Annotated in this window: 13 protein-coding genes, 1 pseudogene and 1 other annotated feature; of the genes and pseudogenes, 9 read left to right on the top strand and 5 right to left on the bottom strand. The window is 43.1% G+C overall.

The genetic code is table 11. The features are described from left to right. Nucleotides 1-114: pseudogene (locus EAE89_RS19585) on the top strand (IS5/IS1182 family transposase); the annotation flags it as partial. On the opposite strand, the gene ettA reads toward EAE89_RS19585, so the two are convergent. Beyond that, a complete protein-coding gene (gene ettA, locus EAE89_RS19580) occupies nucleotides 111-1,754 on the bottom strand; it encodes an energy-dependent translational throttle protein EttA (RefSeq protein ID WP_214086451.1) in 1,644 nt (547 codons plus the stop codon). The pseudogene EAE89_RS19585 and the gene ettA sit on opposite strands and share 4 nt — an antisense overlap. A 373-nt stretch (nucleotides 1,755-2,127) precedes the next feature. Here ettA and sltY point away from each other — a divergent pair, with 373 nt between their 5' ends. Both sltY and trpR read left to right on the top strand, forming a co-directional pair. Next, a complete protein-coding gene (sltY, locus tag EAE89_RS19575; protein WP_054477336.1) occupies nucleotides 2,128-4,044 on the top strand; it encodes a murein transglycosylase in 1,917 nt (638 codons plus the stop codon). Between the two features lie 58 nt (nucleotides 4,045-4,102). Continuing rightward, complete coding sequence (gene trpR / locus EAE89_RS19570) at nucleotides 4,103-4,423, top strand: trp operon repressor (RefSeq protein ID WP_054477338.1); 321 nt, start codon at nucleotides 4,103-4,105, stop codon at nucleotides 4,421-4,423. Between the two features lie 35 nt (nucleotides 4,424-4,458). On the opposite strand, the gene yjjX is transcribed toward trpR, so the two are convergent. After that, on the bottom strand, nucleotides 4,459-4,989 hold the full coding sequence (gene yjjX, locus EAE89_RS19565; protein ID WP_054477340.1) for an inosine/xanthosine triphosphatase: 531 nt from the start codon (nucleotides 4,987-4,989) through the stop codon (nucleotides 4,459-4,461). A gap of 54 nt (nucleotides 4,990-5,043) precedes the next feature. On the opposite strand from yjjX, the gene gpmB reads away from it, so the two are divergent. Continuing rightward, nucleotides 5,044-5,691 carry a 2,3-diphosphoglycerate-dependent phosphoglycerate mutase GpmB gene (gene gpmB, locus EAE89_RS19560; protein WP_054477342.1) on the top strand — a complete coding sequence of 216 codons (648 nt, stop codon included), beginning with the start codon at nucleotides 5,044-5,046 and terminating at the stop codon, nucleotides 5,689-5,691. On the opposite strand, the gene robA is transcribed toward gpmB, so the two are convergent. Continuing rightward, complete coding sequence (gene robA / locus EAE89_RS19555) at nucleotides 5,680-6,564, bottom strand: MDR efflux pump AcrAB transcriptional activator RobA (RefSeq protein WP_214086450.1); 885 nt, start codon at nucleotides 6,562-6,564, stop codon at nucleotides 5,680-5,682. The two genes, gpmB and robA, sit on opposite strands and share 12 nt — an antisense overlap. 100 nt (nucleotides 6,565-6,664) lie before the next feature. Here robA and EAE89_RS24045 point away from each other — a divergent pair, with 100 nt between their 5' ends. After that, the gene (locus tag EAE89_RS24045) at nucleotides 6,665-6,799 is read left to right on the top strand and encodes a hypothetical protein (protein ID WP_262499887.1); all 135 of its coding nucleotides are present in this window, start codon (nucleotides 6,665-6,667) and stop codon (nucleotides 6,797-6,799) included. A 275-nt stretch (nucleotides 6,800-7,074) separates the two neighbouring features. Further along, complete coding sequence (gene creA / locus EAE89_RS19550) at nucleotides 7,075-7,560, top strand: protein CreA (protein ID WP_072161831.1); 486 nt, start codon at nucleotides 7,075-7,077, stop codon at nucleotides 7,558-7,560. Nucleotides 7,561-7,613: 53 nt separating this feature from the next. On the opposite strand, the gene arcA is transcribed toward creA, so the two are convergent. Beyond that, nucleotides 7,614-8,330 (bottom strand): two-component system response regulator ArcA, encoded by a 717-nt coding sequence (gene arcA, locus EAE89_RS19545; protein ID WP_054477346.1) that lies wholly within the window; start codon nucleotides 8,328-8,330, stop codon nucleotides 7,614-7,616. A 665-nt stretch (nucleotides 8,331-8,995) separates the two neighbouring features. Continuing rightward, nucleotides 8,996-9,115, top strand: a sequence feature (Thr leader region). 25 nt (nucleotides 9,116-9,140) lie between these two features. Here arcA and thrA point away from each other — a divergent pair. Genes thrA through thrC form a run of 3 tightly spaced genes read left to right on the top strand, consistent with a single transcriptional unit; the run spans nucleotide 9,141 to nucleotide 13,828 of the window. Further along, nucleotides 9,141-11,600, top strand: a complete 2,460-nt coding sequence (thrA, locus tag EAE89_RS19540; protein WP_214086449.1) for a bifunctional aspartate kinase/homoserine dehydrogenase I — start codon at nucleotides 9,141-9,143, stop codon at nucleotides 11,598-11,600. Nucleotides 11,601-11,602: 2 nt separating this feature from the next. After that, nucleotides 11,603-12,532, top strand: coding sequence for a homoserine kinase (thrB, locus tag EAE89_RS19535; protein ID WP_054477347.1), 930 nt, complete (start codon nucleotides 11,603-11,605; stop codon nucleotides 12,530-12,532). A gap of 3 nt (nucleotides 12,533-12,535) precedes the next feature. Continuing rightward, nucleotides 12,536-13,828 carry a threonine synthase gene (gene thrC, locus EAE89_RS19530; RefSeq protein WP_214086448.1) on the top strand — a complete coding sequence of 431 codons (1,293 nt, stop codon included), beginning with the start codon at nucleotides 12,536-12,538 and terminating at the stop codon, nucleotides 13,826-13,828. Between the two features lie 55 nt (nucleotides 13,829-13,883). Here the strand turns inward: thrC and yaaA are convergent, their stop codons facing one another. Beyond that, the gene (yaaA, locus tag EAE89_RS19525; RefSeq protein WP_214086447.1) at nucleotides 13,884-14,660 is read right to left on the bottom strand and encodes a peroxide stress protein YaaA; all 777 of its coding nucleotides are present in this window, start codon (nucleotides 14,658-14,660) and stop codon (nucleotides 13,884-13,886) included. Nucleotides 14,661-14,721: the final 61 nt, after the last annotated feature.

The following is a 14,721-nucleotide window of genomic DNA, read 5'->3' as shown; positions in this document are numbered from 1 at the left end:
TTTTTGAAAGGTAATCGACGTATTGCAACACGCTATGAAAAAACAGCACGAAACTATCTGTCGATGGTGAAATTAGGCTGTATTCGACTCTTTTGCCGGAGATTATATAATTAAGGGACACTACCTAGTGCTTCAGCTCCCAGAGTCCGCTTTTTATAGTCTTCGTATTCACTGAAGTTACCTTCAAAGAAGGTCACTTTTCCTTCATCCTGATAATCAATGATGTGGGTTGCGATACGGTCAAGGAACCAGCGGTCATGGGAGATAACCATTGCACAGCCTGGGAATTCCAATAGGGCATTTTCTAATGCGCGCAGGGTTTCAATATCCAGATCGTTGGTTGGTTCGTCGAGTAGCAGCATGTTACCGCCAACTTGCAACAGTTTGGCCAAGTGCAGTCGGCCCCTTTCACCGCCAGACAGTTCACCGACACGTTTACCTTGATCAACACCTTTGAAGTTGAAACGCCCAACATAGGCGCGACTTGGGAGCTCAAAGTTACCGATACGCATGATATCTTGACCATTAGAAATCTCTTCCCAGACGGTTTTCTTGTCATCCATATCGTCACGGAACTGATCTACAGAAGCTAGTTTGACGGTTTCTCCTAACGTGATAGTGCCGGAATCAGGTTGCTCTTGGTTGGAAAGCATACGGAATAGGGTAGATTTACCGGCACCGTTAGGCCCAATAATCCCGACAATCGCCCCTTTTGGTAGGGAAAAACTCAAATTATCGATAAGAACCCGGTCGCCATAGGATTTGGTCAAATTTTCCACTTCCAGAACTTTGTCACCTAAGCGTGATCCCGGTGGGATAAACAGTTCACTGGTTTCGTTACGTTTCTGATATTCAACGCTGTTCAATTCTTCAAAACGTGCCAGACGTGCTTTACCTTTCGCTTGACGGCCTTTTGGATTTTGGCGAACCCATTCTAATTCTTTCTCGATAGATTTACGGCGGGCGGCTTCTGTCGATGCTTCCTGAGCCAGACGAGCATCTTTTTGCTCCAACCATGAAGAGTAGTTGCCTTCCCATGGGATACCTTCACCACGGTCAAGCTCCAGAATCCAGCCTGCAACGTTATCAAGGAAGTAACGATCGTGAGTGATTGCAACAACAGTACCTTCATAATCGTGCAGGAAGCGCTCCAGCCATGCAACAGATTCGGCATCAAGGTGGTTAGTTGGTTCGTCTAATAGCAGCATATCTGGTTTTTCTAGCAGTAAACGGCAGATTGCTACGCGGCGGCGTTCACCCCCGGATAGGTGCTCAATTTTTGCATCCCATGATGGCAGACGTAGCGCATTAGCGGCACGTTCAAGCTGATTATCAAGGTTATGACCATCATGTGACTGAATAATCGCTTCTAGTTCACCTTGTTCTTTAGCCAGTTTGTCAAAATCAGCATCAGGGTCAGCATAGGCTGCGTAGACTTCATCTAAACGCGTCAGTGCATGTTTTACTTCACTGACCGCTTCTTCCACAGCTTCACGCACAGTATGCTCAAGGTTTAATTTTGGCTCCTGTGGTAGATAGCCAATTTTAATCCCTGGCTGTGGACGGGCTTCTCCTTCGATGTCTTTGTCAATACCGGCCATAATACGTAATAAGGTGGATTTCCCTGCGCCGTTAAGACCAAGAACACCAATTTTTGCTCCCGGGAAGAAACTCAGGGAGATATTTTTCAGAATATGACGTTTCGGGGGAACAATTTTACCGACCCGATGCATGGAGTAAACATATTGAGCCACGTTGCTATGAGCCTCGCTATCTCTGATTGTTATAATGCCTGTTTTGCAAAGTAAGTTGTAAGAACAGGGCGTGTTGGTGTTTGATTATATCAAGTTAGGTTATTTATGCTCATTTGAACACGATTTGTCACAGTTTACCCGATTTAAGTTAATAAACTCTATAACCCAATTGCCGGAATGAAATGATGCTGGGTTGAGTTTATTAAGTGTGATTAATTTATTTAGATAAAAAGCTTACCTTAATGAGATATATGGTTAAATATTTCATAATGGGATAAATTAATGTGGTAATTAGTATTAATCATATTATTATGATGTTCATGTGTGTGCGAATATCAACCTATTCAACTTGATCTCCGGGAGGAGTGTGGTAATGGCTAGATGGCAACACCTTGCGGTGACTGTAGGGTTGGTTTTTGTATCTGTAGCAGCAAACGCTGATTCTCTGGATAATCAGCGACAAAGATATCAGCAGATTAAGCAAGCGTGGGATGCCAGCGATATGGCTGAAGTCGCGAGATTGATGCCAACATTAAAAGATTATCCGCTTTATCCTTACTTGGAATATCGAGAATTGAATTATGATCTCGCTCTTGTGACATCAGAACAGATCCGTGACTTTATTGATCGTTATCCTAATTTACCACCAGCACGTTCTTTATCATCCCGTTTTATCAATGAGCTTGCACGTCGTGAAGATTGGAGTGGTGTGCTGGTATTCAGTCCCACGGTCCCGAAATCTATTACGGCCCGTTGTAATTACTATTTTGCTAAATGGGCTACAGGTGAGAAGTCGGTTGCTTGGCAGGGAGCAAAAGATGTCTGGTTGAATGGGCGCTCTTTACCAGCCAGCTGCGATAAATTATTGGATGTCTGGCAGCAGGCAGGCTATTTATCGGTGGAATTGGTATTACAGCGTATTAATCTCGCCTTGAAAGCAGGGGATACTTCTCTGGTCAGTTACCTCGCTAAGCGATTGTCACCAGGATACAAAAGTATCAGTGATGGCCTGATTAAGTTGCAGGATGATCCTGCTACTGTATTAGATTTTGCTAATAATGCTGGACCGACTGATTTTACTCGTGCAGCTACCGTAGCCGCCTTCTTACGTTTTGCCCGTCAAGATCCGGATCAGGCAAGAACGATCATTCCATCAATTGTTAGAGTGCAAAAGATGAATGAAAGTGAGCGCCAGCGGTTAAAAGAGATTGTTGCATGGCAGTTGATGGGGAATGTGACCTATGAACAGGAAAAGTGGCGTGATGATGTAATCCGCGATACCCAATCTGTTTCACTGCTTGAGCGTCGTGTTCGTTTGGCATTGGGTAACGCAGATGAGCGTGGTCTGGATCAGTGGATCAAATTGTTACCGTCAGAGAACCAGAATAAAGAGCACTGGCGTTATTGGCGAGCTAATATTTTATTGGCACAGGGTAAAAAAAGTGCAGGTGAGGCAATACTGCGTAAGCTGACAGAAGGTCGTGGTTTTTATCCAATGGTTGCTGCGCAAAAACTGAATATCAGCTATCCACTAATCATTAATACAGCAAAGAAACCAGATGCTGCTATTGCTGCAATACCTGAAGTGCGGAGAGTAAGGGAACTGATATATTGGCAAATGGATAATCTTGCTCGTATAGAGTGGAGCTATCTGGTTGCTAGTCAGAGTAAATCAAAACAAGAGCAACTTGCCCGTTATGCTTTTAACCAAAAATGGGCGGCTCTTAGTGTACAGGCGACAATAACCGGAAAAATGTGGGACCACCTTGAAGAGCGTTTCCCATTGGCATGGCAGCAGGAATTTAACCATTTTACGTCAGATAAAGGCATTTCTCAGAGTTATGCAATGGCGATAGCGCGTCAGGAAAGTGCTTGGAACCCGCAAGCGAGTTCTTCTGTCGGTGCAGTTGGTTTGATGCAGGTGATGCCGGAAACGGCGGAATATACGGTTAAGCAAAATGGTATTCAGGGATATGCAAACAGTAGCCAACTGATAAACCCATTGACTAATATTGAAATTGGTACTGCTTATCTTGAGTCTGTTTATCAGCGTTTTGGGAATAATCGGATACTTGCCAGTGCTGCTTATAATGCAGGCCCAACTCGTGTAGATCGCTGGTTATCTGACAGCGGTGGACGGTTGGACGCGATAGCCTTTATTGAAAGTATTCCATTTTCCGAAACTCGGAATTATGTCAAAAATGTTTTGGCTTATGATGTTTTCTACGGTAATTTCATGGGTAAATCATCAAATGTGTTGACTAACGCAGAATGGCAAAGGCGTTACTGATTTATGGCAAACTATGTTATTCTGCCGTACTAGTTGAATAGTATGAAACTGATTAATTATGACTCCAAATCATCTGACAGATCCGGCACTTTCGCCACAAAATAATGAAGACTGGCAACGCTTTGTGACGTTACTCCAACAGGCTTTTACACAAAATTTACAGCACCCGATTTTGCAGTTATTATTGACACCGGATGAACGAACAGCGCTGGCTACAAGAGTCCGAATTATCCAGGAATTGATGAGTGGGCAAATGAGCCAACGTGAGTTGAAAAATGAACTTGGGGTTGGAATTGCGACTATCACACGTGGCTCTAATAGTCTAAAATCTGCACCAAATGATGTGAAAGCTTGGTTAGAAGAGCAATTATTGAAATAACAGGCCGCCGGCTGCGGCCCATGATGAATGCTTGTTTAGCGGCCATCCAGTTCTTTATAAATTTCATGATATACAGGTACTAAAGCGAGTATCAGGGCTTGATGGTATACACTGGTACGAGTCAGGATACCATTGGTGAAAAAGCCAATGGCACCGCCTTTCCACTTGATGTTGTCAATACCTGTAAGGTAAGCCATTTCATGCCCTAATTCTCGGCCTTCACGGATACCATTAAGAATTTTTTCTGGTAGCATCAGACTGGCTGAGCGAGATTCTCCACGAATTTGCTGATACTCTACTACCATCCAGGCAAATGTCATATCATCTTCAATACCTGCTTCCACACCAACCCAAAAATCTGCTTCGGGGCGAACCTGTCTGGCAGCCATTACACGCTGACGGGCACCAGTACGGGTTTCTGTGTTACCAATGGGTTGTTGTGGGACACTACTGTCTACGTTGATATCTTCAATCCGGTAAGCACCTGGCCCAAAAATATCATCAAATGCGAGACTAATGGCCTTAATTTTGGCGGGGTTGGTGGTTGCAGCAATAACGTGATACATAATAGATAAGTTATCCTTTGAACTAATATTTACGCAGTATAACGGAAAATGAAAATGTTACAGGTATATCTTGTTCGCCACGGGGAATCAGAATGGAATGCGGAGCGTCGTATTCAGGGACAATCTGACAGCCCTTTAACTGAAACAGGCGAATATCAGGCCAGATTAGTGGCGCAAAGAGTAAAATCTGAAAGTATTACTCATATTATTACCAGTGATCTCGGACGCACACGCCGTACCGCAGAAATCATTGCTGAGGTTTGTGGTTGTGAAATTATTCTGGAGCCACGTTTACGTGAATTGAATATGGGAGTGCTTGAGCGCAGAAATATTGATTCACTAACCTCTGAAGAGGAAATCTGGCGTAAGAAAATGCTTGATGGTACACCTGGCGGGCGTATCCCTGAAGGCGAATCTATGGATGAATTGGCAGTGCGCATGAGAGCCGCGCTGGAAAACTGCCGTAATCTGCCTGGTGGCAGTCGCCCGTTATTAGTTAGCCATGGAATTGCTCTGGGATGTTTAGTTGGCACAATATTAGGATTACCCGCTCATGCTGAACGTCGTCTTCGTTTGCGTAATTGCTCTTTGTCCAGAGTGGATTACCAAAACAGTCCATGGCTGGCATCTGGTTGGATTGTAGAAATGGCAGGCGATATCACACATTTGGATACGCCTGCACTGGATGAATTACAGCGTTAACGGTTGGATGGGGATAAGATACTGAAATTCTATGATATGATTCTTCGCTTCCTTGTCTCTGTCATTTATATGAGTGGGATAATAACGCTCGATATCGTATCCTTTTCTGCGGGTCAGATTCAGTATTGGCAGGCAAATACCATAGACGGTGAACAGAAAATTCTGTAAGCCTTCTTTGGTGCCATAGTAACTGAATGAGACATACTCCCCAGCCGGTAATGTAACGGGCTGGCTGCCGACCACATCAAACTGTGCATATTTGGGTTCTACCGCAGTGGTGTAAAATACGGTTTGCTCATCCTCTTTTTCTGGATTGGGAATCGCATGGTGAAGACCATAAAGCACTGGCGGTAGCACTTCTGCATTTTGCAGATAGTATGTCCAGAAATTTTGGCGCATTTCAGTACAAAAACTTGACCATTGTTCCAGCATATAGGAACAGGACTGCTCTATACCAACCAGTTGCAGCTCTTCCAGCGTGATATATGTTGCTTCAGGAATATGCCTTTTATCCAGTAATATCGGGGGGCAGATACCTGTGGCACACCATTCCTCACTGAGTCGATAAAATGCAGGTGTTTTGTTGAACTGCTTTTTAAATGCACGGGTAAAAGTTTGTTGGGAGTCAAACCGGTATTGCAAAGCAATATCCAGAATAGGGCGACTGGTTAAACGTAAGGCAACGGCTGCCCGTGACAACCTTCTGGCACGGATATAAGAGCCGATAGCTTGGCCGGTAACGTCCTTAAACATACGTTGCAGGTGCCATTTAGAATAGCCTGCTTTGGCTGCAACATTGTCGAGTGATAATGGTTGATCTAAGTGATTATCTAGCCAACGCAATAAATCACGAATGATGTTGGTTTGATCCATACATCTCCTTAGTCATGTAAGACCAGAAAGAATAATATAAGAGCCTATACCACCAGGCTATTTTGTTTGCCATTCTGAACAAATACGTAGGGTGAGCGAGATGAGTCATTCTCGTGTATTACATATACCCGTTATCTTTCAAGTTGTCTCTTTGTTGGCTGCACTCACTCACCCCAGTCACAGAGTTATCTATGCTCCCGGGGATTCGCTCCCTTGCCGTCGCGATGCATCTTGAAATCCATTGGGTATGTATGTTCTGGTTTCCACGTGCTGCCCATGTTCACAATTTATTGACAAGAATAGCATTCAGCAATAACTCTACTGGATATAAGCACTAAGTGTAAAACAAGTCTCCTATTTACAATAGGATACTTGTTAAGATTATTATTTCACTCATTACTTTGTGAAATTATATTTATATGTAACTATTGTTATTGATAGTATTACCATTCTATCTGGTATCACTGTGGTGAAGTTTTACACTGAATTGATTAAGGTATGGGATTATATATGTTAAAGATCAGAAAGATATTCGTAGCAACCATATTGTTGTTCATACCTCTGGCAACTCAGGCCGAAGAGATTGGTTCGGTAGATACTGTTTTTAAATTTATCGGGCCTGATCATAAAATTGTGGTTGAAGCGTTTGATGATCCTGATGTGAAAAATGTGACTTGTTATCTAAGTAGGGCAAAAACAGGTGGAATCAAAGGTGGCTTAGGACTTGCGGAAGATACCGCTGATGCGGCTATTTCCTGCCAACAGGTGGGTCCTATTGAGCTAACAGACAAGATTAAAAAGAGTGGTAAGAAAGGCATGGTTGTTTTCCAGAAGCGAACTTCATTGGTGTTTAAAAAACTCCAGGTTGTCCGTTTCTATGATGCAAACCGTGATGCACTTGTTTATCTGACTTATTCAGACAAAGTAATTGATGGTTCGCCGAAGAACGCACTCAGTGCTGTGCCAATTATGCCGTGGAAGGTTGCGGAAAATTGAGAGAATAGGATGGGGTTTCTACAAAGACATCCCATCCTGTTATTTAATTCAAATCACGCTTCTAAATCACCACAGAAACGATAACCCTCACCATGAATAGTGGCAATGATCTCCATAGTATCTGGGGTAGATTCGAAATGCTTACGGATACGACGAATTGTCACATCAACAGTACGATCATGGGGCTTCAGTTCACGGCCTGTCATTTTTTTCAGCAAGTCTGCGCGAGTCTGGATTTTGCCCGGATTTTCACAGAAATGAAGCATGGCGCGGAACTCACTACGTGGCAATTTATATTGTTCACCAGCAGGGCTGATCAGAGAGCGGCTATTGATATCTAATTCCCAACCATTGAATTTGTAGCTTTCAATCTGGCGGCGTTCCTCGCTGACGTTACTCAAATTCATGGTGCGAGAAAGCAGGTTACGGGCGCGAATGGTCAGTTCACGTGGGTTAAATGGTTTGGTGATATAATCATCTGCCCCAATTTCCAACCCAAGGATTTTGTCCACTTCATTATCACGGCCGGTCAGGAACATCAAAGCAACATTCGCTTGTTCACGCAATTCGCGGGCAAGTAACAAGCCATTTTTGCCTGGAAGATTGATATCCATAATCACCAGGTTAATGTCGTTGTCTGACAGAATATGATGCATTTCTGAACCATCGGTGGCTTCATAAACAACATACCCTTCAGCCTCGAAAATGCTTTTCAGGGTGTTGCGAGTGACAATTTCGTCTTCAACAATCAAAATGTGCGGGGTTTGCATGGTTGCTACCTAAAATCGCTTAAAAATAAAATCAGAATGACTCAAACTACTCTTATCTCAGGATATTTACTGGTTATTGTTTGTCATCACTGAAATTATAGTTTAAGTCAGTAATAACATTTATTGATATGTTTTACACTGAAAGTAAAAGTTGTTTTTCCTTTGGTGGGCATGTACCCGAAAAAACTGGTTAAACAGTGTTATGTTAGTCTATTAACAGCAATATAACAGCTTGCAATGCATTTACCATCTAAAAAAACTACCTTTTATTGACGTACATCAAAATTGATTGTAGCACGTTAATATTATTTATATTTGTTATTTTATACTTTGTATTATGCAGGAAAATGAAAAATTTCTGTTAACATGCAAAATACTTTTGTATAAAAAATAGTCTTTCTTGTGCTTGCCGGTGAACAAAAATACCTGATTTTTACTAAAAGACAAAATATATTGTTAATTTTGTTAAAAATAGAGTTAACAACTGAACGAAGGCATTAAATTGGATATATTTGTTTGCATTGGTGACTATAGAATAAATTATTTCAATGCAAGAAATATCGAAAATATAAGGTTGTCTAAAGAAAATGTTTGACTTTGCGCACAGATTCCTTTAACCAATATAGGGTCGAACTCATTAAATGACAGACAGGAACTTATGCAAACAATCAGCCTGAAAACCACAATTATTACTACCACCGGAACTACAAGTTGCGGGGCGGGCTGACGCATACACAAAACAGATAAAAAAGCCCGCATCTAAATCAGATGCGGGTTTTTTTTTGGCGCTGAATCAGGAGAAAAATGTCAATGCTAGTGCTTAAATTTGGAGGGACTTCGGTCGCTAACTGCCAGCGTATGCTGAGTGTCGCCGATATCGCTGAGAAAAAGCTTTCTCAAGGAGGGGTTGCGTTAGTGCTTTCTGCCCCGGCAAAAATAACTAATCATTTAGTCGCCATGATCGAAAAAACTGTGGTTGGGCAAGACGTTATTACCCATATGCACGATGCTGAACAGATCTTTGCTGATTTATTGCAGGGGCTAGTACAGGCGCAACCCGGTTTTGATTATGAACGGTTAAAAATGATGGTTGAGCAAGAATTTGCTCAATTAAAACAGGTTTTGCATGGTATCTCATTATTGGGCCAATGCCCGGACAGTATTAACGCTTCTCTGATTTGCCGTGGTGAAAAACTCTCTATCGCCATTATGGCATCTGTATTACAGGCGCGTGGTCATAAGGTCACAGTGATTGATCCGGTAAAAAATCTGTTGGCACAAGGTCATTATCTTGAATCTACAGTAGATATTAATGAGTCTACAACGCGCATTTCTTCTCTAAATATTCCTGATGATCATATTATCCTGATGGCGGGTTTTACCGCTGGGAATGATCAAGGAGAGTTGGTTGTCTTAGGACGTAATGGTTCTGACTATTCTGCCGCTGTTTTGGCTGCTTGTTTGCGTGCTAAATGTTGTGAAATCTGGACTGATGTCGATGGTGTCTATACCTGTGATCCAAGAATTGTGCCAGATGCACGTTTATTAAAAGGAATGTCCTATCAGGAAGCAATGGAACTCTCTTATTTTGGGGCTAAAGTGCTCCATCCGCGGACTATTGCTCCGATTGCTCAATTTCAGATTCCTTGTTTGATTAAAAATACAGCCAATCCTGATGCGCCGGGAACACTTATCGGTGATGGGCAGAAAGATGAAAGTACACCAGTGAAAGGTATTACCAACCTCAGCAATATGGCCATGATTAACGTATCAGGTCCCGGAATGAAGGGTATGGTTGGTATGGCCGCACGAGTATTTGCGGTTATGTCCCGCAAAGGGATTTCTGTTGTGTTAATCACTCAGTCATCTTCAGAATACAGCATCAGTTTCTGTGTGCCTCAACGTGAACTGGAACGTGCACGTCAGGCATTGAGTGAAGAATTCTATCTAGAACTGAAAGATGGTGTACTTGATCCTTTGGATGTGATGGAAAATCTCTCTATCATCTCTGTTGTGGGTGATGGTATGCGTACTCTGCGCGGCATTTCTGCCCGTTTTTTCTCGGCTCTCGCTCGCGGTAACATCAATATTGTTGCCATTGCACAAGGGTCTTCTGAACGTTCTATCTCGGCGGTTATCGACAATGAAGTTGCTACTACCGCAGTTCGCCTATGCCATCAGATGTTATTTAACACTGATCAGGTGATCGAGGTTTTTGTTGTCGGCGTCGGTGGTGTTGGTAGCGCTTTAATTGAGCAAATCCGTCGCCAGCAAGCGTGGTTAAAACAAAAACACATTGATTTACGGGTATGTGGTATCGCTAATTCACGGGCTATGCTGACGGATATGAGAGGTATTTGTCTCGATAATTGGCAGCAATGTTTGTCAGAAGTTAAAGAACCATTTAGCCTGAGTCGTCTGATCCGCCTGGAGAAAGAGTATCATTTGCTTAATCCGGTGATAGTGGATTGTACCTCTAATCAGCAAATTGCAGATCAGTATGCTAGCTTCCTGAGTGATGGGTTTAATGTGGTAACGCCGAATAAGAAAGCTAACACTGCATCAATGGCTTATTACCATCAGATCCGTAAAGCAGCAGAAAAATCCAAACGAAAATTCCTGTATGACACCAATGTGGGAGCGGGTCTACCTGTTATTGAAAACTTACAGAATTTGCTGAATGCGGGTGATGAGTTGGTGCAGTTTAATGGCATTCTTTCCGGCTCTCTTTCCTTTATTTTCGGTATGTTGGATGAAGGGATATCATTATCTCAGGCAACTTTATTGGCGAAGGAGAAAGGTTATACCGAGCCAGATCCTCGTGATGATCTCTCTGGTATGGATGTTGCCCGTAAGCTGTTAATCCTCGCACGTGAGTCAGGTTGTGAGCTTGAATTGGATGATATTGATGTAGAGCCGGTGTTACCCGCTTCCTTTGATGATAGCGGCAATGTGGAGACTTTCCTTGAACGTCTATCCTCGCTTGATCAGGTTTTCAACCAGCGTGTAGCAGAAGCGAAAGCTCAAGGGAAAGTGTTACGTTATATTGGCATGATTGAGAATGGTCGTTGCAGAGTGAAAATTGCTGCTGTAGATGGCAATGACCCGCTTTATAAAGTTAAAAATGGCGAAAATGCGCTGGCATTCTACACTCGTTACTATCAGCCGATACCGTTGGTACTGCGTGGTTACGGAGCCGGTAATGATGTCACCGCCGCCGGGGTTTTTGCCGATATGCTGCGTACTTTATCCTGGAAACAGGGAGTTTAATTGTGATTAAAGTCTATGCTCCCGCATCTATTGGGAATGTCAGTGTTGGGTTTGATGTACTGGGAGCCGCAGTTTCTCCTGTTGATGGGACTTTGTTAGGTGACTGTGTTGCTGTTCGTGCGGCGGATAGTTTCAGTTTGCGTAATGAAGGACGATTTGTGGGGAAGCTACCTGAAAAACAGGAGAACAACATCGTTTATCAATGTTGGCAGTTATTCTGCCAGCGTTTAGGTAAACAATTACCTGTGGAGATGACGCTAGAAAAGAATATGCCAATTGGTTCTGGTCTTGGTTCCAGCGCTTGTTCTGTTGTAGCGGGTTTAATGGCACTCAACGAATTTACGGGACGCCCGTTCAGCGAAGGTCAATTACTGGAAATGATGGGCGAGTTGGAAGGGCGTATTTCAGGCAGCATTCACTATGATAACGTCGCGCCATGTTACCTTGGCGGTTTGCAACTGATTATGGAACAAGGGGATATTATCTGTCAGTCAGTGCCTTCATTTGATGAATGGCTCTGGGTGATGGCTTATCCGGGCATTAAAGTTTCTACCTCAGAAGCCAGAGCAATTTTACCTGCTAAGTACTCGAAGCGGGATGTTATCGACCATGGGCGTTTTCTTGCTGGTTTTATTCATGCTTGTCATACACAGCAACCTGAACTGGCAGCCAGATTGATGAAAGATGTTGTTGCTGAGCCGTACCGTAGACAACTGTTACCAGGTTTTAATAAAGCTCGTGAAGCAGCAAAAGAGATAGGCGCATTGGCCTGTGGTATTTCTGGTTCCGGCCCGACGTTGTTTTCCATTTGTAATGATATGGCTACCGCAGAGAAAATGGCTGAGTGGCTGCAACAGCATTATGTTCAGAATGATGAAGGTTTTGTACACATTTGCCGTCTGGATCTCGCAGGCGCACGACAGATAGGGTAACTGATGAAACTGTATAACTTAAAAGACAACAGCGAGCAGGTGAGTTTTGCGCAGGCAGTAAAACAGGGGTTAGGTAAACAGCAAGGACTTTTCTTCCCGCAAGATTTACCTGAATTCAGTCGTGAAGAAATTGACCAACTGTTGAAACTGGATTTTGTTACCCGCAGTGGTCGCATTCTTTCAGCGTTTATTGGTGATGAAATTCCGCCAGAACAACTGGCGGCACGAATTGAGAATGCTTTTACTTTTCCAGCACCTGTTGCAAAAGTGACAGATGATATTGCAACGCTGGAATTATTCCACGGCCCGACTCTGGCATTCAAAGATTTTGGTGGCCGTTTTATGGCACAAATACTGGCACAGGTTGCGGGTGAACAGCCTGTGACTATTTTAACCGCGACATCTGGCGATACTGGTGCAGCAGTAGCGCATGCTTTCTATGGATTGAATAATGTACAGGTGGTTATTCTCTATCCGCAGGGTAAAATTAGCCCGTTACAGGAAAAACTCTTCTGTACATTGGGCGGTAACATTCACACAGTTGCAATTGATGGCGATTTCGATGATTGCCAGGCGCTGGTTAAACAGGCGTTTGATGATCAAGAGTTGAAACAGGCTCTGTATCTCAATTCAGCTAACTCAATTAACATTAGTCGCTTGCTGGCACAAATTTGCTATTACTTTGAGGCGGTGGCTCAGGTACCGGAAGATAAGCGTAAAAAATTAGTTATTTCTGTACCCAGTGGGAATTTTGGTGATTTAACTGCCGGTTTATTGGCAAAATCAATGGGATTGCCGGTAAAACGTTTTATCGCAGCGACTAATGTTAACGACACAGTTCCACGTTATCTGGCGGATGGAAAATGGCTTCCTCATCAGACGGTTGCTACGCTTTCCAACGCAATGGATGTGAGTCAGCCAAACAACTGGCCGCGTATTGAAGAACTATTTTGTCGTCGCTCCTGGAAATTAAGTGAATTGGGGTATGGCATAGTCAGTGATGAAGTCACTAAAGGGACCATCAAGGAATTGGCTAAACTGGGTTATATCTCTGAGCCTCATGCAGCCGTTGCTTACCGAGTTTTGCGTGATCAATTACAGGAAGATGAATACGGATTATTTCTCGGTACAGCTCATCCGGCGAAATTTAAAGAGAGTGTGGAGCAGATTCTGGGTGAGGAATTACCACTGCCTGAAGCTCTGGCAGAACGAGCTAATTTGACATTGTTATCTCATTACTTACTGGCAGATTTTGCTAAATTGCGTACTTTCCTGATGGAAAGAGCACCTGAATAATGGTGAGAGTGGGCGCCGCATAAATCATGCGGCGTTTATTATTGATAATAAGATCTTAATGTTGTTCAGGGCGTTTAAATACCAGCTCATTCCCTTTGGATAGCGATTCATCAAAAGCATAGCCATCCAGATTGAATTCCACCAGACGGTCAATTTGTGTTAATTGATTCTGAATAATAAACCGGCTCATCAGCCCACGGGCTTTTTTCGCATAGAAGCTGATAATCTTATACTTACCGTTTTTCTCATCAAGGAATACAGGTTTAATAATCTTACCGGCTAATTTTTTTGTATTAACGGATTTGAAATATTCATCGGAAGCCAGATTAACCAAGACATTATCGCCTTGCTGATCCAGGGCTTCATTAAGTTTTTCTGTGATCAGCTCTCCCCAGAAAGAATAAAGATCTCTGCCACGTTGATTCTCCAGCTTGATCCCCATTTCCAACCGGTAAGGTTGCATCAGATCTAAAGGACGAAGCACGCCATAAAGGCCAGACAGGATACGCAGATGATCCTGAGCAAAATCAAAATCCTTGTCGGAAAAACTTTCAGCTTGCATACCGGTATACACATCACCTTTAAATGCCAGGATGGCTTGACGGGCATTTTCTGGCGTGAAATCAGCATGCCATTCGCCAAAACGAGCGGCATTCAAGCCGGCAAGTTTATCGCTGATACCCATCAAACTCGCAATTTGGGCGGGCGTCAATTCGCGACAAATACTGATTAACTGCTTTGATTGGTCGAGTAATTCTGGTTGGCTATATTCTTCCGCGGCAAGCGTGCTTTCATAATCAAGGGTTTTTGCAGGTGAAATAGTAATAAGCATAATATCGTCCCGGTTGTTCAGATGAGGATACTTTAACAGAAGATAGAGTAATAAAGAATTA

The sequence above is a fragment of the Photorhabdus heterorhabditis genome (assembly GCF_018448905.1).
Classification (GTDB): domain Bacteria; phylum Pseudomonadota; class Gammaproteobacteria; order Enterobacterales; family Enterobacteriaceae; genus Photorhabdus; species Photorhabdus heterorhabditis.
The sequence above is the reverse complement of the archived record's forward strand: the minus strand, read 5'-3'. Positions and strand labels throughout refer to the sequence as shown.